Here is a 20894-nt window from a genome sequence, read left to right as displayed (position 1 = left end):
TGTCCCAGACTGCCGGCCACAAGCCTCTAGTTGCAGTTCAGGCTGAAACGCTTCAGACTCCGAACCATGCCGTACCACGGCAAATGTTCAAAAACATTCAAAAATGCGACATAAATTTACAGCGATTCGTCGTTTGAATTTGTGGGCTTCCCTGTCGCTGTGCAACAATGGTTTCACGTTGCCCCCCGCAAAAAAGCTGGCATTCGACCGGTGTGGATGGTAAGTGGTTGTACTAAAAAGAGATTTGCCTCCGTCGAGGGGCGAACCTGGTGAGAATGTGTCTATGAAAACAGGTCTGTACCATCCCGAAGAATTCAAGGACAACTGTGGCTTTGGCCTGATCGCCCATATGACGGGCGAGCCAAGTCACCACCTCCTGCAAACGGCCATGCAAGCGCTGACCTGCATGACCCACCGCGGCGGCATCAACGCTGACGGCAAGACCGGTGACGGTTGTGGCTTGCTCATGCAAAAGCCCGATCAGTTCCTGCGTGCCATGGCCAAAGAGCACTTTGCCGCCGAACTGCCCAAGCAGTACGCCGTCGGCATGGTGTTCTTCAACCAGGACCCGATCAAAGCCGAAGCCGCGCGGGCCAATATGGACCGCGAAATCATCGCGGCCGGCCTGCAACTGATCGGCTGGCGCAAGGTGCCAATCGATACCAGCGTGCTGGGTCGTCTGGCCCTCGAGCGCCTGCCGCAGATCGAACAAGTGTTCATTGGTGGTGAAGGCCTGAGCGATCAGGACATCGCGATCAAGCTGTTCAGTGCCCGTCGCCGCTCGTCCGTGGCCAACGCCCATGACGCCGACCACTACATCTGCAGCTTCTCGCACAAGACCATCATCTACAAAGGCCTGATGATGCCGGCGGACCTCGCCGCATTCTTCCCGGACCTGGGTGACGAGCGCCTGCAAACCGCGATCTGCGTGTTCCACCAGCGCTTCTCGACCAACACCTTGCCGAAATGGCCGCTGGCGCAGCCGTTCCGCTTCCTCGCCCACAATGGCGAGATCAACACCATCACCGGCAACCGCAACTGGGCCATGGCCCGGCGCACCAAGTTCGCCAACGACCTGATCCCCGACCTCGAAGAGCTCGGCCCGCTGGTCAACCGGGTCGGCTCCGACTCGTCGAGCATGGACAACATGCTTGAGCTGATGGTTACCGGCGGCATCGACCTGTTCCGCGGCGTGCGCATGCTGGTACCGCCAGCCTGGCAGAACGTCGAGACCATGGACGCCGACCTGCGCGCCTTCTACGAATACAACTCCATGCACATGGAGCCGTGGGATGGCCCGGCCGGTATCGTCATGACCGAAGGTCGCCATGCGGTCTGCCTGCTCGACCGCAACGGCCTGCGCCCAGCGCGTTGGGTCACCACCCGTAACGGCTACATCACCATCGCCTCGGAAATCGGCGTGTGGGGCTATCAGCCGGAAGACGTGGTTGCCAAAGGCCGCGTTGGCCCAGGGCAGATCTTTGCCGTGGACACCGAAACCGGGCAGATCCTCGACACCGACGCCATCGACAACCGCCTCAAGTCGCGCCACCCGTACAAGCGCTGGTTGCGCCAGCATGCCACGCGCATCCAGGCTACCCTGAGCGACGACCAGGGCGCGGCCAGCTACGACGCTGACCAGCTCAAGCAGTTCATGAAGATGTTCCAGGTCACCTTCGAAGAGCGTGACCAGGTGCTGCGTCCGCTCGGCGAGCAGGGCCAGGAAGCGGTCGGCTCGATGGGCGACGACACGCCGATGGCTGTGCTGTCGCAGCGCGTGCGTTCGCCGTACGACTTCTTCCGCCAGCAGTTCGCTCAGGTGACCAACCCGCCGATCGACCCGCTGCGCGAAGCGATCGTGATGTCGTTGGAAATCTGCCTCGGCGCCGAGCGCAACATCTTCCAGGAATCGCCTGAGCACGCCTCGCGCGTCATCCTCAGCTCGCCAGTGATCTCGCCAGCCAAATGGCGCTCGCTGATGAACCTCGAGCGCGAAGGCTTCGAGCGGCAGCTGATCGACCTCAACTACGAAGAAGGCCTGGGCCTTGAAGCGGCCATCCGCAACATCGCCGATCAGGCCGAAGAAGCGGTGCGCAGCGGCAAGACCCAGCTGGTGCTGAGCGACCGCTTCATCGCCCCGGGCAAGCTGCCGGTGCATGCGTCCCTGGCAGTTGGCGCGGTGCACCACCGCCTGACCGAGCAGGGCCTGCGTTGCGACAGCAACATCCTGGTCGAGACCGCAACTGCGCGTGACCCGCATCACTTCGCTGTGCTGCTCGGCTTCGGCGCCTCGGCGGTGTACCCGTACCTGGCCTACGAAGTGCTGGCCGACCTGATCCGCACCGGTGAAGTGCTGGGCGATCTGGATGAAGTGTTCAAGTACTACCGCAAAGGCATCTCCAAGGGCCTGCTGAAGATCCTGTCGAAGATGGGCATCTCGACCATCACTTCGTACCGCGGTGCGCAGTTGTTCGAAGCCATCGGCCTGTCCGACGAAGTGGTCGGTCTGAGCTTCAAGGGCGTGCCGAGCCGCATCAAGGGTGCGCGCTTCGTCGACCTCGAAGGCGATCAGAAGCTGCTCGCCGCCGAAGCATGGAGCGCGCGCAAGCCGATCCAGCAAGGTGGCCTGCTCAAGTTCGTCCACGGCGGCGAATACCACGCCTACAACCCGGATGTGGTCAACACCCTGCAGGCCGCCGTGCAGCAGGGCGACTATGCCAAGTTCAAGGAATACACCGCGCTGGTCGACAAGCGTCCGGTGTCGATGATCCGTGACTTGCTCAAGGTCAAGGTTGCCGAGCAGCCGCTGGCGATCGATCAGATCGAGCCGCTGGAGGCCATCCTCAAGCGCTTCGACTCGGCCGGTATCTCGCTTGGCGCGCTGTCGCCTGAGGCTCACGAAGCACTGGCCGAGGCAATGAACCGCCTGGGCGCGCGCTCCAACTCCGGTGAGGGCGGCGAAGACCCGGCCCGTTACGGCACGATCAAAAGCTCGAAAATCAAACAGGTGGCCACCGGCCGCTTTGGCGTCACCCCGGAATACCTGGTCAACGCCGAAGTGCTGCAGATCAAGGTCGCTCAGGGCGCCAAACCGGGCGAGGGTGGCCAGCTGCCTGGCGGCAAGGTCAACGGTCTGATCGCCAAGCTGCGCTATGCCGTGCCTGGCGTAACCCTGATCTCGCCACCGCCGCACCATGACATCTACTCGATCGAAGACCTCGCGCAGCTGATCTACGACCTCAAGCAGGTCAATCCGCAGGCGCTGGTGTCGGTCAAGCTGGTGGCAGAAGCCGGTGTCGGTACCATTGCGGCCGGCGTGGCCAAGGCCTATGCCGACCTGATCACCATCTCTGGCTACGACGGCGGCACCGGCGCTTCGCCGCTGACCTCGATCAAGTACGCCGGTGCACCGTGGGAACTGGGCCTGGCGGAAACCCACCAGACCCTGCGCGGCAACGACCTGCGCGGCAAGGTCCGGGTGCAGACCGACGGCGGCCTGAAAACCGGCCTCGACGTGATCAAGGCGGCCATTCTCGGCGCCGAAAGCTTCGGCTTCGGTACCGCGCCAATGATCGCCCTGGGTTGCAAATACCTGCGTATCTGCCACCTGAACAACTGCGCCACCGGTGTTGCCACGCAGAACGAAAAGCTGCGCAAGGACCACTACATCGGCACTGTCGACATGGTGATCAACTTCTTCACCTTCGTTGCCGAAGAAACCCGCGAGTGGCTGGCCAAGCTGGGCGTCAGCAGCCTTGGCGAGCTGATCGGTCGCACCGACCTGCTCGAAGTGCTGCCGGGCGACACCGAGCGGCAGCAGTACCTGGACCTCAGCCCGCTGCTGGGCAGCTCGCACATTCCGGCCGACAAGCCGCAATTCTGCCAGGTCGACAAGAACCCGCCGTTCGACAAGGGCGAGCTGGCCGAGAAGATGGTCGAGATGGCCTTGCCGGCGATCCGCGATCAGGCCGGTGGCGAGTTCGACCTCGACATCTGCAACTGCGACCGTTCGATTGGTGCGCGTATCTCGGGTGAAATTGCCAAGCTGTACGGTAACCAGGGCATGGCCGCCAAGCCGATCACCTTCCGCTTCAAGGGCACTGCCGGGCAGAGCTTCGGCGTGTGGAACGCCGGTGGCCTCAACCTGCACCTGCAGGGCGACGCCAACGACTACGTCGGCAAGGGCATGACCGGTGGCAAGGTGACCATCGTGCCGCCTGCCGGCAGCCCGTTCAAAACCCAGGAAAGCGCCATCGTCGGCAACACCTGCCTGTATGGCGCCACCGGCGGCAAGCTGTTCGCTGCCGGTACTGCCGGTGAGCGCTTCGCGGTACGTAACTCGGGCGCCCATGCGGTGGTCGAGGGTACTGGCGATCACTGCTGTGAATACATGACCGGTGGCTTTGTCTGCGTACTGGGCAAGACCGGTTACAACTTCGGCTCTGGCATGACTGGCGGCTTCGCCTACGTGCTCGACATGGACAACAGCTTCTTCGACAAGCTCAACCACGAACTGGTGGAAATCCAGCGCATCAGTGGTGAAGCCATGGAAGCCTACCGCAGCCATCTGGCGCGAGTCCTTGCCGAGTACGTCGACGAGACTGGCAGCGAGTGGGGGCGTGAGCTCTCGGAAAACCTGGACGACTACGTGCGTCGCTTCTGGCTGGTCAAGCCAAAGGCTGCGACGCTCAAGCAATTGTTGTCCAGCACCCGTGCCAACCCGCAGTAAAAGCAGCTGCAAGTGGCAAGCCCCAAGCTGCAGCCAAAAGCAGCATGGGGTGTTGCCCGGCCTACGTGATTGTCTTGCGGCGTGCAGCTAACGGCTCGCAGCTGCTGTGAAGAGGTATTGAAAATGGCTGAACGTCTGAACAACGACTTCCAGTTCATCGAAGTTGGGCGCAAAGACCCGAAGAAAAAACTGCTGCGCCAGCGCAAGAAGGAGTTCGTCGAGATCTACGAACCGTTCAAGCCGCAGCAGTCTGTCGACCAGGCACACCGCTGCCTGGGTTGCGGCAACCCGTATTGCGAGTGGAAGTGCCCGGTACACAACTTCATCCCCAACTGGTTGAAGCTGGTATCCGAAGGCAACATCCTCGCGGCAGCCGAACTGTCGCACCAGACCAACACCCTGCCGGAAGTGTGCGGCCGGGTCTGCCCGCAGGATCGTCTGTGCGAAGGTGCCTGCACCCTCAACGACGGTTTTGGCGCGGTGACCATCGGCTCGGTCGAGAAATACATCACCGACACCGCCTTCGCCATGGGCTGGCGCCCGGACATGTCCAAGGTCAAACCGACCGGCAAGCGTGTCGCCATCATCGGTGCCGGCCCGGCTGGGCTGGGCTGCGCCGACGTGCTGGTGCGCGCTGGGGTAACCCCGGTGGTGTTCGACCGTAACCCGGAAATCGGCGGCCTGCTGACCTTCGGCATCCCTGAGTTCAAGCTGGAAAAGACCGTGCTGAGCAATCGCCGCGAAGTCTTCACCGGCATGGGTATCGAATTCCGCCTGAACACCGAAGTGGGCAAGGACATCACCCTCGAGCAGTTGCTGGCCGAGTACGATGCCGTGTTCATGGGCATGGGCACCTACACCTACATGAAGGGCGGCTTCCCCGGTGAGGACCTGCCAGGCGTGCACGATGCGCTGGACTTCCTGATCGCCAACGTCAACCGCAACCTGGGCTTTGAGAAGTCGCCGGAAGACTTCGTCGACATGGCTGGCAAGAAGGTCGTGGTGCTCGGCGGTGGTGACACCGCGATGGACTGCAACCGCACTTCGATCCGCCAGGGTGCCAAGTCGGTCAGCTGCGCCTACCGTCGTGACGAAGCGAACATGCCGGGCTCGCGCAAAGAGGTGAAGAACGCCAAGGAAGAGGGCGTGAAGTTCCTCTACAACCGCCAGCCGATCGCGATTGTTGGTGAAGACAAGGTTGAAGGCGTCAAGGTGGTCGAGACCCGTCTTGGCGAGCCGGATGCTCGTGGCCGTCGCAGCCCTGAGCCGATCCCGGGTTCCGAAGAGATCCTGCCGGCCGATGCGGTGGTGATCGCCTTTGGTTTCCGCCCAAGCCCGGCGCCGTGGTTCGAGCAGTTCGACATCCAGACCGACAGCCAGGGCCGGGTGATTGCGCCTGAGCAGGCCCGCTTCAAGCACCAGACCAGCAACCCGAAAGTGTTTGCTGGCGGGGATATGGTGCGTGGGTCGGATTTGGTGGTGACTGCAATCTTTGAAGGCCGGAATGCGGCTGAGGGGATTCTGGATTATCTGCAGGTCTGAAGATTGCCGGGGCTGCTTTGCAGCCCTATCGCGACACAAGGCCGCTCCTACAGGGACCGCGCAAGCTCGAGACGTGCGCGGTCCCTGTAGGAGCGGCCTTGTGTCGCGAAAGGGCCGCAACGCGGCCCCAGGTTCTCAGGTCCGCCCACTAAATCGTTTGACCCAAGACACCCAATAGACAAAACGCATGGCCTTGGCCGTGCCTTTTGTGCTGGCGTCTGAGAAAATGCCCGCACTTTTTTTCCGGATGCCGACATGACTGCCCTGAAGAACGACCGTTTCCTGCGTGCACTGCTCAAGCAACCCGTAGACGTCACGCCCGTCTGGATGATGCGCCAGGCCGGCCGTTACCTGCCGGAGTACCGCGCCAGCCGTGCCCAGGCCGGTGACTTCATGAGCCTGTGCAAGAACCCGCAGTTCGCCTGCGAGGTGACCATGCAGCCGCTCGATCGTTATCCGCTGGACGCGGCGATCCTGTTCTCGGACATCCTCACCATCCCTGATGCCATGGGCCAGGGCCTGTACTTCGAGACCGGTGAAGGCCCGCGCTTCAAGAAGGTGGTCAGCACCCTCGCCGATATCGAGGCGCTGCCGATCCCTGATCCGCACAAGGACCTTGGCTATGTGATGGATGCGGTCAGCACCATCCGCCGTGAGCTCAATGGGCGCGTGCCGTTGATCGGGTTCTCCGGTAGCCCGTGGACGTTGGCCACCTACATGGTCGAAGGCGGCTCGTCGAAAGACTTTCGCAAGAGCAAGGCCATGCTCTATGACAATCCTCAGGCGATGCACCTGCTGTTGGACAAGCTGGCTCAGTCGGTCACCAGCTACCTCAACGGGCAGATCCAGGCTGGTGCGCAGGCGGTGCAGATCTTCGATACCTGGGGTGGCAACCTGTCGGCGGCGGCGTATCAGGAGTTCTCCCTGGCGTATATGCGCAAGATCATCAGCGGGCTGATCCGTGAGCATGATGGGCGCAAGGTGCCGGTCATTGTGTTTACCAAGAATGGTGGCATGTGGCTGGAGAGCATTGCCGAGTGTGGCGCTGATGCGCTGGGTCTGGACTGGACCTGCGAGATCAGCGATGCGCGGCGGCGGGTGGGCGACAAGGTGGCGTTGCAGGGCAACATGGACCCTACTGTGCTGTACGCCAAGCCGGCGGCGATTCGAGCTGAGGTTGCGCGGATTCTGGCCAGCTATGGCCATGGGACTGGGCATGTGTTCAACCTTGGGCATGGGATTACGCCGGAGGTGGATCCTGAGCATGCTGGGGCGTTTATTCATGCGGTGCATGAGTTGTCGGCGCAGTATCACCAGTAGTAGCCAACGCGCTGTCCCTTAAGTACGCAGGCCGCTCTGTGTAGGAGCGGCCTTGTGTCGCGAAAGGGGTGCGCAGCGCCCCCAGCGATCTTCAGGTCGTTCACGATGGCGTGGTCTTATCCATTTACTGTGGGGGGCCGCTCAGGCCCCTTTCGCCCTTACGGCGAGTCACTTTTTTGGCAAACGCCCCAAAAAAGTAACCAAAAAAATGCTTGGCTCCACATCCGGCCCCTCCGCTGCGCTGCGGGGTTCCCTCGCTCCGGCCTTGCTCCCGGGAGGACCGCGCTGTACGGCCCATCCTGGGCCGCAGCGCTTGCCGGCCATCCATGGCCGTCACCTCCCTTCGCAAGACCTGCGCTCGGCCTCCTGAGTCGCCGGTGAATCAAGATCAAGATCAAGAGCACGCCTCGCTGCGCTGGCGCAGAGCGGGGCAGTGTGGGTTTCGCGATGGTGGTTGGCCGTTGGATTGCCGGGGCCGCTTTGCGGCCCTTTCGCGACACAAGGCCGCTCCTACAGTGGACCGCGTAGTATCGACAAACGCGGTCCCTGTAGGAGCGGCCTTGTGTCGCGAAAGGGGTGCGAAGCGCCCCCATTTTTGCGACACAACCGCATTAAGCTTAAATTCAGCGATCATCGTTAATCTGGTCCCATCTCAACCGATACAGGACTCGATCACCATGAAAGCTCGCTACCTCGCTCTGATCCTCGCCCCACTGTTCAGCACCGCTGCTCTGGCCACCACCTACACCGGCCCGGGCGCGCAGCCGGTTACCACCGTGGCCGCTGCCAAGGATGCAGCTGACGACACTCGTGTGGTCCTGCAGGGCTTGGTTACCAAGAAGCTGGATAACGACGACAAGTTCGAGTTCAAGGACAACACCGGCACCATCACCGTCGAAATCGACGATGAAGACATGCCCGCAGCTGGCTTCAACGACAAGACCAAGGTCAAGCTGACCGGTGAAGTGGAGAAGAATCTGGTGAGCCGTGAAGTGGATGTCGACCTGGTCGAAATCATCAACTGATCGACGCTTCCAAGCGACCGCGTGCAGCCTTTGGCTTCACGCGGTTTTTGGTGCTAGCCGGCTCAGGTGCAGCGCCACCAGCAAGGCTACGGCCAGCAGGCTGCCGATGAACAGGCCGATGCCGTTCCAGCCGGCCATGTGCCAGAACACCCCGCCCGCGGTACCCGCCACACTCGACCCTGCGTAGTAACTGAACAGATACAGCGACGACGCCTGGCCCTTGGCTTTCAAGGCGCGGCGGCCGATCCAGCTGCTGGCTACCGAGTGCGCGCCGAAGAAGCCGAAGGTGAACACCAGCATGCCGACGATGATCATCGCCAGCGGGCTGGCCAGGGTCATCAACATGCCGCCGGCCATGACCAGAATGCTGGCCCAGAACACCTTGCGCCGGCCCAGCCGGTCGGCCAGGGCGCCGACCTGGGCGGAGCTGTAGATGCCCGACAGATAAACAATCGACAGCAGCCCGACCAAGGCCTGGTTCATGTGATAAGGCTCGGCCAGCAAGCGGTAGCCGATGTAGTTGAACAGGGTGACGAACGCACCCATCAGCAAAAATGCTTCGAGGAACAGCCAGGGCAGGCCGGCATCGCGAAAGTGCATGACGAAGCCGTTGAGCAGGCTGCGAGGGTTCAGCGTCTGCGGGCGGAAGTTGCGCGATTCGGGCAGCACTTTCCAGAACACTACCGCTGCCACCAGCGCCAGGCCGCCGATGCACAGCATCGCCGTGTGCCAGCTGACGAAGTCGATCAGCACGCCACTGATCAGCCGCCCGCACATACCGCCAATGGCGTTGCCACCGATGTACAAGCCCATCGCCAGGCCAATGTGCTGCGGGTGGATCTCTTCGCTCAGGTAGGTCATCGCCACCGCCGCCAGCCCGCTCAGCGACAGACCGACCAGCGCCCGGGTCGCCAGCACCAGCTCCCAGCTTGGCATCACCGCGCTGGCCAGGGTCGACAAGGCGGCGCAGACCAAGGCGAATACCATCACCGGCTTGCGGCCGATGCGGTCGGAGATCGGCCCGGTAATCAGCAGGCCGATGGCGAGCATGGCGGTGGCTACCGACAGCACCAGGCTGCTCTGCGCAGCGTTGATGGCAAATTCCTGCGACAGCAACGGCATCATCGGCTGCACGCAGTAGAGCAGGGCAAAGGTGGCAAAGCCGCCGCTGAACAGCGCCAGCACCGTCTTCATGAACGCCGGGCTGCCTTTTTCGATCCAGATATCCGGCAGCGGGGCGGCTTCGATCAAATGGGGCATTACAGCAGTTTTCACGACGGGGCCCTCAAAAGCGCTGGCTGATGTTGCCAATTGGGAAAAATCATATAGCTGGCTAATGATTAGATCCAATATATTGTTCGACCTGTTTAAGACGTTTAACGACTCGTTCGGAGCAGCTATGGAACTGCGTCATCTGCGTTACTTCATTGCCGTAGCCGAAGAGCTGCACTTCGGCCGGGCTGCACAGCAACTGGGTATCTCCCAGCCGCCGCTGAGCCAACAGATCCAGGCGCTGGAGCAGGAGCTGGGCGCGCGGTTGTTCGAGCGCACCAATCGTCGGGTCGAGCTGAGCGAGGCCGGGCGCTTGTTCCTCGAGGAGGCGCGGCAGGTGCTGGCACAGGTCGATAAAGCCGCCGACGTCGCCCGCCGTGCGCAGCTGGGTGAACTCGGCGAGATGAAGATCGGCTTTACGTCTTCAGCGCCCTTCACCTCGAAGATCCCCAAGGCTATCCATGCGTTCCGTCAGCGCTACCCGGCGGTGCACCTGAGTTTGAAGGAGATGAGCAGCCGTGATGTCGCGGCGGCGGTGTTCGATGAATCGATCGAAGTTGGCCTGATGCGGCCGATGCCGTTGCCCGAAGGCCTGCAGGTCACCGAACTGTTCCGCGAGCCGCTGGTGGCAGTGCTGAATGCTTCGCACCCATTGGTTGCCGGCAGTGAACAGGGCCTGCACATGGCCGATCTGGCCCGTGAACCATTCGTGTTCTTCCCGCGCAGTTATGGCAGTGGCTTGCATGCACAGTTGCTGGCGCTGGCCCGCCAGGCAGGCTTCAGTCCGCATTTTGCCCAGGAGGTGGGCGAGGCGATGACGATTATCGGCCTGGTTTCGGCAGGTCTCGGCGTCTCTGTGCTGCCAGCCTCGTACCAGCGCATGCGCATCGATGGCGTGGTCTATCGCACGGTGCTGGATGAGGGCGCGGATACCGCCGTGTGGCTGGTCCAGCGCCAGGCTGGCAGCTCGGTGATGGCCAAGGCGTTTGCCGACCTGCTGATCGGCAACGCCTGATGGCGGCGGTTTAGTCGACGCGAGCCAGGTCGCCTTTCAGGGCGACGCCTGCGATCACGGCGCCGGCGTGGCACTCGTAGGTGCTGGCGTCTTTACGCTCGTTCTTCTTGTAGTAGCTGGCGATGTTGGTCACTGCGTTGGCATTGGCCTGGCGCGCGGCGTCTTGCAGGGTTAGCAGGGCCGACTGCAAGGCCCACTCGCAAGCACCTTCGTCAGTCTTGTTGAAGGCGTTGGTCTTCTTGTTGGTGACCGCGCCGGGCTTGATCACGCTGACCTTGCCACGCGGTTGCACGCCCGCCAGGTAGAACTTCACCGAGCCGTCGAGTTTTTTCTCGGCAAGCATTTGTTGGACGACTTTGTCGAACGGCAGGTACAGCGCGGTATCGCGTGCCTGGCTGATGCCGGGCAGGGTGCAGAGCAGTAGGGCGGTGGTGGCGGTCCAGGTCTTCAGGCGCATCGGATCGTTCCTCGATCGGGGTGTGTTCAGGGCCAGCGGCGGAAGATCAACGAAGTGTTGACGCCGCCGAAAGCGAAGTTGTTGTTCATCACATACTGGTTGCTCATGCTGCGGAACTCGCCGCGCAGGTAGTCCAGCTCGCCGCAGCGAGGGTCGATTTCATCCAGGTTGAGCGTGTGCGCATACAGGTCGCGGTTCATCATCTCGATGCTGAACCACGACTCCAGCGCGCCGCAGGCGCCGAGGGTGTGGCCGAGAAAACTCTTTTGCGAACTGATCGGCATGTGCGGCCCAAACAGGCTGCTGGTGGCGAGGGTTTCGGCAATGTCGCCCTGTTCGGTCGCGGTACCGTGGCCGTTGACGTAGCCGATCGCCTGCGGCGCCAGCGCGGCGTCTTCCAGCGCCAGCTCCATGGCCCGGCGCATGGTGCGCTGCTCGGGTCGGGTGGTGTGCTGGCCATCGGCATTGCTGCCAAAGCCGACGATCTCGGCGTGGATGCGCGCACCGCGGGCCAGGGCATGCTCGAGCTCTTCGAGCACCAGCATGCCGCCGCCTTCGCCGATCACCAGGCCGTCGCGACCATTGTCGTAGGGGCGCGGGCTCAGTTGCGGGGTGTCGTTTTTCAGACTGGTGGCGTACAGCGCATCGAACACCATCGCCTCGGTCGGGCAGAGCTCTTCGGCGCCGCCGGCGAGCATCATCGGCAAGCGCCCGAACTTGATCGCTTCATAGGCATAACCAATGCCCTGGCTGCCGCTGGTGCAGGCGCTGGAGGTGGGGATCAGGCGCCCGGTCAGGCCGAAGAAGATGCTGATATTGGCGGCAGTGGTGTGCGGCATCATGCGCACGTAGGAGTTGGCGTTGAGGCCATCGGCTACCGAGTTGAGCAGCATGTTGCCGAACGCCTTGATCTCGTCGGTGCTGCCGGTCGACGAGCCGCAGGCCACGCCCATACGGCCGTCGCGGATGATTGGATCATCGAGCAGGCCGGCATCGGCCAGCGCCTGCTCGGCCGCAGCCACAGCCAGGCGCGATACCCGGCCCATGCTGCGCAACTGCTTGCGGGTCCAGTGGCTGGGCACCTTGAAATCGTCGACCGGGCCAGCAAGCCGGGTGTTCAACTCGCTGAAGCGATCCCATTCATCCATGCGCCGGATACCGCTGCGCTGGTTGGCGAAGTGGCCGGCGATGGTTGCCCAGTCGCTGCCCAGGGAGGTGATGCCGGCCATGCCGGTGACGACTACGCGACGCATCAGCACAACCCTCCGTTGACTGCCAGCACCTGGCGGGTGATGTAGGCGGCTTCCGTCGACATCAGGAAATTGACCACGCCGGCGACTTCCTCGGGCGTGCCCATGCGCCCGGCTGGGATCATCTTCATCAGCTCGTCTACCGGCACGTGCTCATCGAGCATGGCGGTGTCGATCAGCCCTGGGGCGACGCAGTTGACGGTGATCTGACGTTTGCCCAGCTCGATCGCCAGGGCCTTGGCCGCGCCGATCACGCCGGCCTTGGAGGCGCTGTAGTTGACCTGGCCGCGGTTGCCGATCAACCCCGAAACCGAGGTGATGCAGACGATCCGGCCCGGCTTGCGACGGCGGATCATGGGCATGCTCAGCGGATGCAGAACGTTGTAGAAACCGTCCAGGTTGGTCCGCAGGACCTGGTCCCAGTCCGCGTCGGTCAGCGCCGGGAAGGCGCCATCGCGGGTCAGCCCGGCGTTGCAGACCACGCCGTAGTAAGCGCCGTGGGTCTCTACATCCTGTTCGAGGATGGCCCGACAGGCTTCGCGGTCGGCTACGTCGAACTGCAGCACCCGGGCCTGTTGACCCAGAGCGTGGATTTCGGCGGCAACACCGTCGGCTTCGGCGCGGCCACTGCGGCAATGCAGCACCAGGTCATAACCGGCACGCGCCAGGCGCAGGGCGATCGCTCGGCCGATGCCGCGGCTCGACCCGGTGACCAGGATGGTATCAGTCATGGCAAGGCTCCTCAGGGGCCGCTTCGGTCAGGTAACCAGCGACCTGCGGCGGGCGATAGACATTCAGGCGGGCGCTGGCATGCAGCCCCGGCCCGCGCAGATGGCACTCGAACACGCCCATGCCGTTGTCGTCTTCCAGCGAGCGCAGGGCGTGGATGTGCAGCTCGGCGCCGGCAGGAAAGTGCTCGACATCGCAGTGGTAGTTGCGCGTGCCAAGGAGAAACCCCAGCTCAACCGGCAGGCCATCGCGACGGGCGCGGCAACCGGCATAGGCGGCAACGCTCTGCGCCATCAGCTCCAGGCCGAGCCAGGCCGGCAGGCTGCCGTCGGCGCGGTTGAACAGGCCGCCAGGGCGCACGGTGCTGCGGGTGTGGATCTGCTCGTCGTCGCAGCTGTCGACCTGATCGATCAGGATCATGTCGCCGGCATGCGGCAGCAGTTCGGCCAGAGGCCAGGCAATCATGGGGTGTCTCCAACAATCAGGCTGACGTTGTTGCCGCCGAAGGCGAACGAGTTGCTCATTATCCGGCGTGGCCGGCCCGCGTGCATCCGCTGCGTGCCGTCGACCAGATTCAGCGCAGGCAGGCGCGGGTCGGCCTGGCCGTCCCAGACATGCGGTGGCAACTGGCCGTGCGGGTTGTGCGCACTCAGGCTCAGCCAGCAGAAGGCAGCTTCCAGCGCGCCAGCGGCGCCGAGGGTGTGGCCGGTCATCGGTTTGGTCGACGAGCAGGCCAGCTGCGCGCCGAACAGGCCGTGCACCGCCAGGCTTTCCATGGCGTCGTTGTGCTCGGTGGCGGTGCCGTGCAGGTTCAGGTAGTCAATCTGTTCGGGCTCGAGGCCGGCGTTGTTCAAGGCCAGGGCCATGGTCTGCCGTGCCCCGGCGCCGCTCGGGTCGGGCGCCGAGATATGGTAGGCATCGCTGCTGGCGCCAGCGCCGAGCAGGGCCAGTGAAGGGCCATCGGTATTGCGCTCTGCGGTCATCAGAAACAGCGCAGCCGCTTCGCCGATATTGATCCCGTCACGGTTTTGCGAGAACGGATTGCAGCGTGCCTGGCTGATCGCCTCAAGGGAGTTGAAGCCGTTCAGGGTCAGGCCACAGAGGCTGTCGACGCCGCCGCACAGCACAGCATCGCAGACGCCCAGGTCGAGCAGGCGCCGGGCGCTGAGCAAGGCCCGCCCGCTGGAGGTGCAGGCGGTGGAAATCACATAGGCCGGGCCGCTCAGTTGCAGCCAGTCGGCCAAAAACTCGGCCGGCGCGCTGAGGGCTTGCTGGTCGTAGCGATAGTCCGGCGGAAACTGCCCGCTCTGGCGCTGCTGGGCGATGGCGGCGCTGCCCTCGGCAATCCCCGAGGTGCTGGTGCCGAGCACCACCGCGATACGCTGCGCGCCGAAGCGGGCGATGGCCTGACGGATTGCCGGCTCGATCTGCATGGCGGCGCTGTACAGCAATTGATTGTTGCGGCTGTGCTGCGCTGGCAGCGGCACTGCCGGCAGCTCACCTTGAACCGCGCCGACGGTCGGACAGCGCTCGGGGATCCAGCCAGGTTGGGCCCGCATGCCCGAACAGTCACCGGCAAACAGGCGTGCGGCGACCTCAGCCTGGCCACGGCCGAGGGCGCAGGTCAGGCCCAGGGCATTCAGGTAGGCGGTCATGGCAAGCGCTCGCTGGATAGGGGGTCGACTAGATAACGCAGGCCGTGGGCCAGTTTCAAGTCAAAAGCGCCCGGCTGCCGATAGCTGACCTGCCAACGCTCGCCCAACCAGCGCTGCTGGCCTTGTTCGCGGGCATCCGGGTAGAGCTGCGCCAGTTGCTCGGAGGGGGTCAGAGCAAACAGCAGCGCGGCAAACAGCTCGCGTGCCGGGGCATTGGGCGGCAACAGGCCGTCGGCCTGCCAGCGTTGACCATCGAACAACTGGCGTGCCTGGGGAATGCCCAGCAGATCGAGCAGCGACCAGCGCAGTTGGCCGTTCTCGGCCTGCACCACCAGCATCCAGTCCTGGCGCTCGCCGGCCTGCTCGCGCTGCACATGCAACTGCTGGGGCAGCTGCAAATTCGGTATCTGCGCCGGCAGCGGCGCGCGGCTGCTACAGGCGGCCAGCACCAGGCACAGCGTCGCCAGCAGCAGCGCCCTCATGGCTGCACCTGCGGCTTGCGGGCGACCACATTGACCAGGGTTTCTTCGCGCTGGCCCGGCGCGGGCGGTTTGCGCAGGCGCAGCCGTTCGAGCAGGCCGAAGTCCTTGGCGCGGCTCCACCACAGGTACGGGTAGGAGACATTGCGCGCAGTAAAGGCAAAGCCCTGGTCGCGCAGCATCTGCAGATAGCCTTCGGCGCTCTTCTGCACATGCATCGGGTGGCGGAACAGCCAGCGGATCACCCAGGTGTCGATATAGGCTTCGGTGGATTCGGCGAACAGCAGATAACCACCGGGCTTGAGCACTCGCCAGAACTCGGCGAGGGCCTGCTCCTGTTCCACTAGATGGTGGAAGGTCTGGTGGCAGAAGACGATATCGACGCTGGCGTCAGGCAGTTGCAGCTGGGCGCAGTCGCTGCCCAGCAGCTCGACCGTGAGGCCCTGCCGCGCAGCTTCGGCGCCGCTCAGTTCCAGGCTGTGCGGGTCGGCATCGATACCGACCAATCGGCCCGGGGCAAACACCTGCTGCAGGTGTTTGAACGATTTGCCCTGGCCGCAGCCGGCATCGAGCAACACCGGCGCCGCTGGCAGCGGGCTGTCGAACAACTGGCGCAGGTCGTCGATGGCCACCCGCAGTACATGGTGCTGCCAGGTGTGGCTGCGCAGGAACCAGAAACCAAAGCGGGTTTCTTCGACGTAGCTGTCGCTGAGGAACGGTTGCTGGCTCATGCCTGGCCTCTCGCGCAAAGTGCCGCCAGTGTCGCCAGCCGACGCCGGGGTTCGGCCACGAACGGGTTGCGCTCATCCCAGGCGTAGCCAGCCAGAATCGAACTGATCATGGCGCGAATCTGCGGCGAGCTGCCGGGGTGATAGATCACGTCCTGGAAGCTGCCGTCATACCAACCCTCGACATACGCGCGGAAGGTATCCACCCCTCGTTTGAGCGGCGCGGCAAACTCCAGCTGCCAGTCAACCGCCTCGCCGCGCAGCTGGCGGTCGAGCAGGGCGGCGGCCATGCTCGCCGAGCGCATGGCGATGGTGACGCCGGATGAAAACACCGGGTCGAGGAACTCCGCGGCGTTGCCGAGCAGGGCAAAACCGTTGCCGTGCAGGGCTTTGACGTTGGCCGAGTAGCCGCCGATGGTCCGCGCCGGGGTGTCCCACACGGCGTTGGCCAGGACCTTGGCCAGGCTTGGCGTCTGCGCCACGAAATGCTGCAGGCAGGCGTCCAGATCGGTTGGCGCTGCTGCAAAGCGCTCGGCGGCCGCGACCACACCCAGCGAAGCGCGACCGTCGCTGAACGGGATGGTCCAGAACCAGATGTCGCGGTGTTCCGGGTGGGTGGTGATCAGGATCTTGTTGCGGTCGAAACCGGGCAGATCGATGCGGTCTTCGATGTGGGTAAACACCGCCTGGCGCACCGGGAAATTCGACGGTGCTTCCAGGTCGAGCAGGCGCGGCAATACGCGGCCATAGCCGCTGGCATCGAGCACGAAGTCTGCCTGCACCTCGTATTCGCTGGCGTCGGGCCGGCGTGCGCGCAGGCGTGGCTGCGCAGCGCTGATGTCGGCGCTGATGATCTCGTGCTCATAGCGGATTTCCACGCCCTGGACCTCGGCCTGGTCGGCCAGCAATTTGTCGAACCGCGCCCGCTGGACCTGGAAGGTACTCGGCCGGCCCTGGCTGAAGGTTTCGCCGAAATCAAACGCACTGTACTCATCGCCCCAGGCAAAGGCGGCGCCGTCCTTGTACTGGAACCCCGCAGCTTCCAGCGCTTCGAGCATGCCGGCTTCTTCGACGAAGTCGATGCAGTGCGACAGCAGGCTTTCACCGATGGAGAAGCGCGGGAAGCGCTGGCGCTCGATGATCAACACGTCGTGGCCGCGGCGCTTGAGCAGTGCGGCAGCGATGGCGCCGGAGGGGCCAGCGCCGATGACCACGACTTGGTGGTGTTGCAGTTCACAGTTCGGCATGTGGCCTCCTTGGCGGTGTGAGGGAAGTCTGCGGGATGCGATGCAGGCCGGCGAAGGCAGGCATGAGGGTGGCAATCAGGCTCATCAGCATCAGCGCGAAATACAACGCCGGGCTGATCAGTTGCTGGGTCAGCAACAGATTGAGAAAGACGATTTCGCTGAGGCCGCGGATATTCAGCAGCAGGCTCTCGCGCCATTTGCTGGCGCCGGCAAACGACGCGCTGGCCCAGCTCAAACCGAGCCAATTGCCAAGCAGCTTGCTCAGGATCGGCAGCACCAGCAGCGCCAGCAGTTGGCTGGCGTCGAAGCCGGCAAAAGCGTGCTGCAGGTCGATCTGCACCACGCCGTAGGTGAGGATCAGCGGCACCGCCAGGCCTTGTTGCAGGCGGCGGTTGCTGGCGTCTGCCAGCGGCAGGCGTAACTGCAGGCCAAGCACGCGCAGGCAGGCCAGGTAGCCAACGCCGAAGATCAGCGCGTTGAACCGGTAATGCTCGGCGGCAAACAGCAATAGCAGAAACACCAGGCCGTACAGGCGCGGCGCGCGCAGGCCCAGCCCACGCAGCACTACCGGCGTCAGCGCCGCCAGCGCCGGCACCGCCAGGCTGCTCGGTTGCAGGCTGCCCTGGCCCATGCCGAGCAACAGCCAGCAGGCCAGGTCGATGACGATCGCGGCCTGCAGCAGGCGCTGGCTGGCGGCTGGCGGGTAGTCGATGGCGCGCAGGTACAGGTACAGCACCGGGATTGCGGTGATGGCGAACACCAGGCCCATGGCCAGGGCGCTGACCCCGCTCAGTTCAAGCAACCACAGCGCGCAGGCGAGACCGCAGGCAAACGGTACGGCGAAACTGGGCAGGGCGATCTTCAATGCTTGCGGGTCGAGGCGCAGGTGCGCGACGTCGGCGAGGATGTGCCCCAGCAACAGGGCAAAGCTGCCGCCGTACAGCGTCTTCAGCCAGCTCGGGGCGATCAGCTGGGCGCCGTCGAGCTGCCAGTGCGGTTGCACCCACAACAGCATCAGCAGCGGCACTACCAGCGCAGCCAGCAGCAGTTGGCTGACGATGGGGATCAGCCCCAGCCGTTTACCGACGGCGCTGGCCACGGCGAACAAGGCCAGGGCCATGATCCAGAACAGGACGATGATCATGGCTGCACCGCCGGCGTCTCGCGTGCGGCTGCCCACGGCGCCAGCAGGAAGCTGAAGATCAACCCGAGGCTGACAGCCAGGCCGAAGTTGCTCACCGCAGGCGTCTGCGACAGCGCCAGCAGGCCGAACGACAGCCAGGTGGTCAGGGCCGCCAGCAAGGTGCCGAGCAGGCTTACCGCGGCGCCACCGATGCGCTCGTGCATAAGGATGGCGTAGTCGACGCTGATGGCCGTGACCAGCAGCAGGCCAAACAGACTGAACAGCGTCAGCGGCTGCCCCAGCCAACCGAGGCTGGCCAGGCTGCACAAGGCTGCCAGCAGCGGCAGGGCGACGATGCGCAGCGAACCGCGCAGGCCGAACGGGATTGCCAGCACCACCAGGATCAGTGCGCAGGACAGCAACTTGAGCTCGGCGGCGCTGATCTGGGTGGCGGCGAACAGTTGATTGAGTTCGCCGAGCCGGTCGACCAGTTGCACGCCATCAAGGCCGTCGGTCTGCAAGCGCAGCAGGCTGGCATCGCTCAGGCCTTGCAGGCTGACGATGGCGGCGACGCCGGAGGCGTCCTGGCCCAGCCAGAGCGGGCGCCAGGCTTCTGCGAGCGGACCGGCGAGGGCCTGCTCGATGCTCAGGGTCGGCAACGCTTGCAGCTGTTGCAGCTGCGCTTGCAGGCCGGCTTGCGGCACGCCGAGCTCCACCAGCGGCTGCCAGTAGTCGCTCAGGCGGGCCAGCGCTTGCCGGGTTTGCGCTTGCTGCTCAGGGCTGGCGACGATCTGCGAGAGGCTCAGATAACCCTTGAGCTTGCCCAGGTCACGCAGCTCGTCGAGCTTGGCCGACAACGCCTGCAAACGCTGGAACAGTTGCTCTGGGTCAGCCCCGCGCACTAGGTAGAACTGGCTGGTTGGCTGGTAGCCGGTGATGCGTGCGACTGCCTGAGCTTGCTCTTGCAGTTGCGGCGGGCTGGCCACCCATTGGCGGATGTCATTGCGCGTGTCCAGCCGCCACAGCCCGGCGGCGCAGAACAGCAGCACCAGCACCAGCAGCACGGCGCTGGGCACTCTGCGCAACAGCCGCTCGCGCCAGTCGGTGAGGGCTTGCGCGATGCGCAGCGGCCACTGCGCAGGCTTCAGCTCGACCTGGCCCAGCAGCGCCGGCAGCAGGCACACCGCGCACAGGTAGGCGCCGATCAAGCCGGCGGCCGAGAACGCGGCGATTTGGGTCAATGCCGGAAACGGCGTGAACGCCAGCGCCAGATAACCGATGCAGCTGGTCGCCAGGCTCAGGCTCAGCCCCGGCAAGGTCAGGCGTACTGCCGGCCAGCTGCGCCATGGCTTGAGGCTCCAGCTCTTGGACAGGTAGTGCAACGGGTAATCCACCGCCACACCGATCAGGCTCGAGCCCAGCACCAGGGTCATCACGTGCATGTGGCCGAACAGCGCCACGCACACCACCGAGCCGAACAGCATGCCGGTCAGCACCGGCACGAACGCCAGCAGCGCCCGCCAGCGACGGAACGCCAGCAGCAGCAAGAGCAGGATGCTCAGTGTCGCGCCACCGCCGACCCAGGTGATTTCGCGGCTGGCCTGTTGTTGGCCGGCGGCCGCGTACAGCAGGCCACTGGCGGCCAGCAGCTGGGCGCCTTGCGGCTCGGCCTGGCGGCGGGCGTCGGCCAACAGCTCGGCCACCTGCAGCGGTAGCTTCATGTCGAAGGCCGTGCCCAGGGTGCGCGCCCGCAGCAGCACCCACTGGCGGCCATCGGCCTGCGCGATCAAGGCGCCGCTGGCCGTGTCCAGTTCGATATTGACGGGTTTCGGCTGGCTGTTCTGAATACGCCCGGTCAAGCCCAGCCAGTCGTCCTGAGCGGGCACCAGGCTGAACCCGGAAAACGGGTCGAACAGGCTCTGCACGCGCTGCTCGATGAATGCCGCAGGCTGTTCGCGCAGCAGCTTGCGGTCAGCTGCCGAAAGCATCGCCACGCGGCCGGCGAGCAACTGTTCGCGCACCGCGCCGAGGTCTGTCTGCAGGCTCCATTGCACGCGCTCGAACAGCCCGCTGGCCTGCCATTGGCCGGCCAGTTGCTCGGCCAGGGCCAGCGCTTGCTGGCGTTCGGTATGGCCAACCAGTACCAGTACCTCGCGGTTCAGTGGCTCTTGCACGCGCAGTTCGGCGCGCTTGACCAGGGCGTCTTCGGTGGCGCCCGGCACCAGCGCCATCAGGTCGGCCGACAACGGCGCGCCGCGGTGCCATTGCCAGCCGGCGATGGCCAGCATCACCAGCAGCAGGGCGAGAAAGCCGCGTGGCAACC

The 20894-nt window shown here is 64.2% G+C and carries 16 protein-coding genes; 5 read left to right on the top strand and 11 right to left on the bottom strand.

What is annotated here, in order from left to right; all coding sequences use genetic code 11:
* Positions 1-283: 283 nt before the first annotated feature.
* The 4 genes from gltB to ACQZ2L_RS01255 all read left to right on the top strand — a co-directional run bounded on the left by gltB (position 284) and on the right by ACQZ2L_RS01255 (position 8616).
* A complete protein-coding gene (gltB, locus tag ACQZ2L_RS01270; RefSeq protein ID WP_430324414.1) occupies positions 284-4729 on the top strand; it encodes a glutamate synthase large subunit in 4446 nt (1481 codons plus the stop codon).
* A 123-nt stretch (positions 4730-4852) separates the two neighbouring features.
* Positions 4853-6271: an FAD-dependent oxidoreductase gene (locus tag ACQZ2L_RS01265; RefSeq protein WP_430324413.1), complete on the top strand. Its 1419-nt coding sequence runs from the start codon at positions 4853-4855 to the stop codon at positions 6269-6271.
* 255 nt (positions 6272-6526) lie between these two features.
* Entirely contained in the window at positions 6527-7591 is a 1065-nt protein-coding gene (hemE, locus tag ACQZ2L_RS01260; RefSeq protein WP_430324412.1) for a uroporphyrinogen decarboxylase, read from the top strand.
* A gap of 677 nt (positions 7592-8268) precedes the next feature.
* A complete protein-coding gene (locus ACQZ2L_RS01255; protein ID WP_430324411.1) occupies positions 8269-8616 on the top strand; it encodes a YgiW/YdeI family stress tolerance OB fold protein in 348 nt (115 codons plus the stop codon).
* 36 nt (positions 8617-8652) lie between these two features.
* Here the strand turns inward: ACQZ2L_RS01255 and ACQZ2L_RS01250 are convergent, their stop codons facing one another.
* Positions 8653-9876: an MFS transporter gene (locus ACQZ2L_RS01250; RefSeq protein WP_430324409.1), complete on the bottom strand. Its 1224-nt coding sequence runs from the start codon at positions 9874-9876 to the stop codon at positions 8653-8655.
* A gap of 139 nt (positions 9877-10015) precedes the next feature.
* Here ACQZ2L_RS01250 and ACQZ2L_RS01245 point away from each other — a divergent pair, with 139 nt between their 5' ends.
* Positions 10016-10903, top strand: coding sequence for a LysR family transcriptional regulator (locus tag ACQZ2L_RS01245; RefSeq protein ID WP_314876716.1), 888 nt, complete (start codon positions 10016-10018; stop codon positions 10901-10903).
* Positions 10904-10913: 10 nt separating this feature from the next.
* Here the strand turns inward: ACQZ2L_RS01245 and ACQZ2L_RS01240 are convergent, their stop codons facing one another.
* Genes ACQZ2L_RS01240 through ACQZ2L_RS01195 form a run of 10 tightly spaced genes read right to left on the bottom strand, consistent with a single transcriptional unit; the run spans position 10914 to position 20859 of the window.
* A complete protein-coding gene (locus tag ACQZ2L_RS01240; RefSeq protein WP_430324408.1) occupies positions 10914-11360 on the bottom strand; it encodes an excinuclease in 447 nt (148 codons plus the stop codon).
* A gap of 26 nt (positions 11361-11386) precedes the next feature.
* Positions 11387-12613, bottom strand: a complete 1227-nt coding sequence (locus ACQZ2L_RS01235) for a beta-ketoacyl-ACP synthase (RefSeq protein WP_430324407.1) — start codon at positions 12611-12613, stop codon at positions 11387-11389.
* Positions 12613-13341 carry a 3-oxoacyl-ACP reductase FabG gene (fabG, locus tag ACQZ2L_RS01230; RefSeq protein ID WP_430324405.1) on the bottom strand — a complete coding sequence of 243 codons (729 nt, stop codon included), beginning with the start codon at positions 13339-13341 and terminating at the stop codon, positions 12613-12615. The genes ACQZ2L_RS01235 and fabG overlap by 1 nt, the downstream gene beginning before the upstream one ends.
* On the bottom strand, positions 13334-13804 hold the full coding sequence (locus ACQZ2L_RS01225) for a hotdog family protein (protein WP_430324404.1): 471 nt from the start codon (positions 13802-13804) through the stop codon (positions 13334-13336). Before ACQZ2L_RS01225 ends, fabG begins: the two co-directional genes overlap by 8 nt.
* Positions 13801-14994 (bottom strand): beta-ketoacyl-[acyl-carrier-protein] synthase family protein, encoded by a 1194-nt coding sequence (locus ACQZ2L_RS01220; RefSeq protein WP_430324403.1) that lies wholly within the window; start codon positions 14992-14994, stop codon positions 13801-13803. Before ACQZ2L_RS01220 ends, ACQZ2L_RS01225 begins: the two co-directional genes overlap by 4 nt.
* Entirely contained in the window at positions 14991-15476 is a 486-nt protein-coding gene (locus ACQZ2L_RS01215) for a hypothetical protein (RefSeq protein ID WP_430324402.1), read from the bottom strand. Before ACQZ2L_RS01215 ends, ACQZ2L_RS01220 begins: the two co-directional genes overlap by 4 nt.
* Positions 15473-16204, bottom strand: a complete 732-nt coding sequence (locus ACQZ2L_RS01210; RefSeq protein WP_430324401.1) for a class I SAM-dependent methyltransferase — start codon at positions 16202-16204, stop codon at positions 15473-15475. Before ACQZ2L_RS01210 ends, ACQZ2L_RS01215 begins: the two co-directional genes overlap by 4 nt.
* Entirely contained in the window at positions 16201-17448 is a 1248-nt protein-coding gene (locus tag ACQZ2L_RS01205; protein WP_430324400.1) for an NAD(P)/FAD-dependent oxidoreductase, read from the bottom strand. The genes ACQZ2L_RS01210 and ACQZ2L_RS01205 overlap by 4 nt, the downstream gene beginning before the upstream one ends.
* Entirely contained in the window at positions 17435-18592 is a 1158-nt protein-coding gene (locus ACQZ2L_RS01200; protein ID WP_430324399.1) for a sodium:proton antiporter, read from the bottom strand. The genes ACQZ2L_RS01205 and ACQZ2L_RS01200 overlap by 14 nt, the downstream gene beginning before the upstream one ends.
* On the bottom strand, positions 18589-20859 hold the full coding sequence (locus ACQZ2L_RS01195) for an MMPL family transporter (RefSeq protein WP_430324740.1): 2271 nt from the start codon (positions 20857-20859) through the stop codon (positions 18589-18591). The genes ACQZ2L_RS01200 and ACQZ2L_RS01195 overlap by 4 nt, the downstream gene beginning before the upstream one ends.
* Between the last annotated feature and the right edge of the window lie 35 nt (positions 20860-20894).

Origin of the sequence: Pseudomonas shirazensis (assembly GCF_050496565.1) — a bacterium.
GTDB classification, from domain to species: domain Bacteria; phylum Pseudomonadota; class Gammaproteobacteria; order Pseudomonadales; family Pseudomonadaceae; genus Aquipseudomonas; species Aquipseudomonas shirazensis_A.
This window is presented reverse-complemented; position numbering and strand designations above follow the sequence as displayed.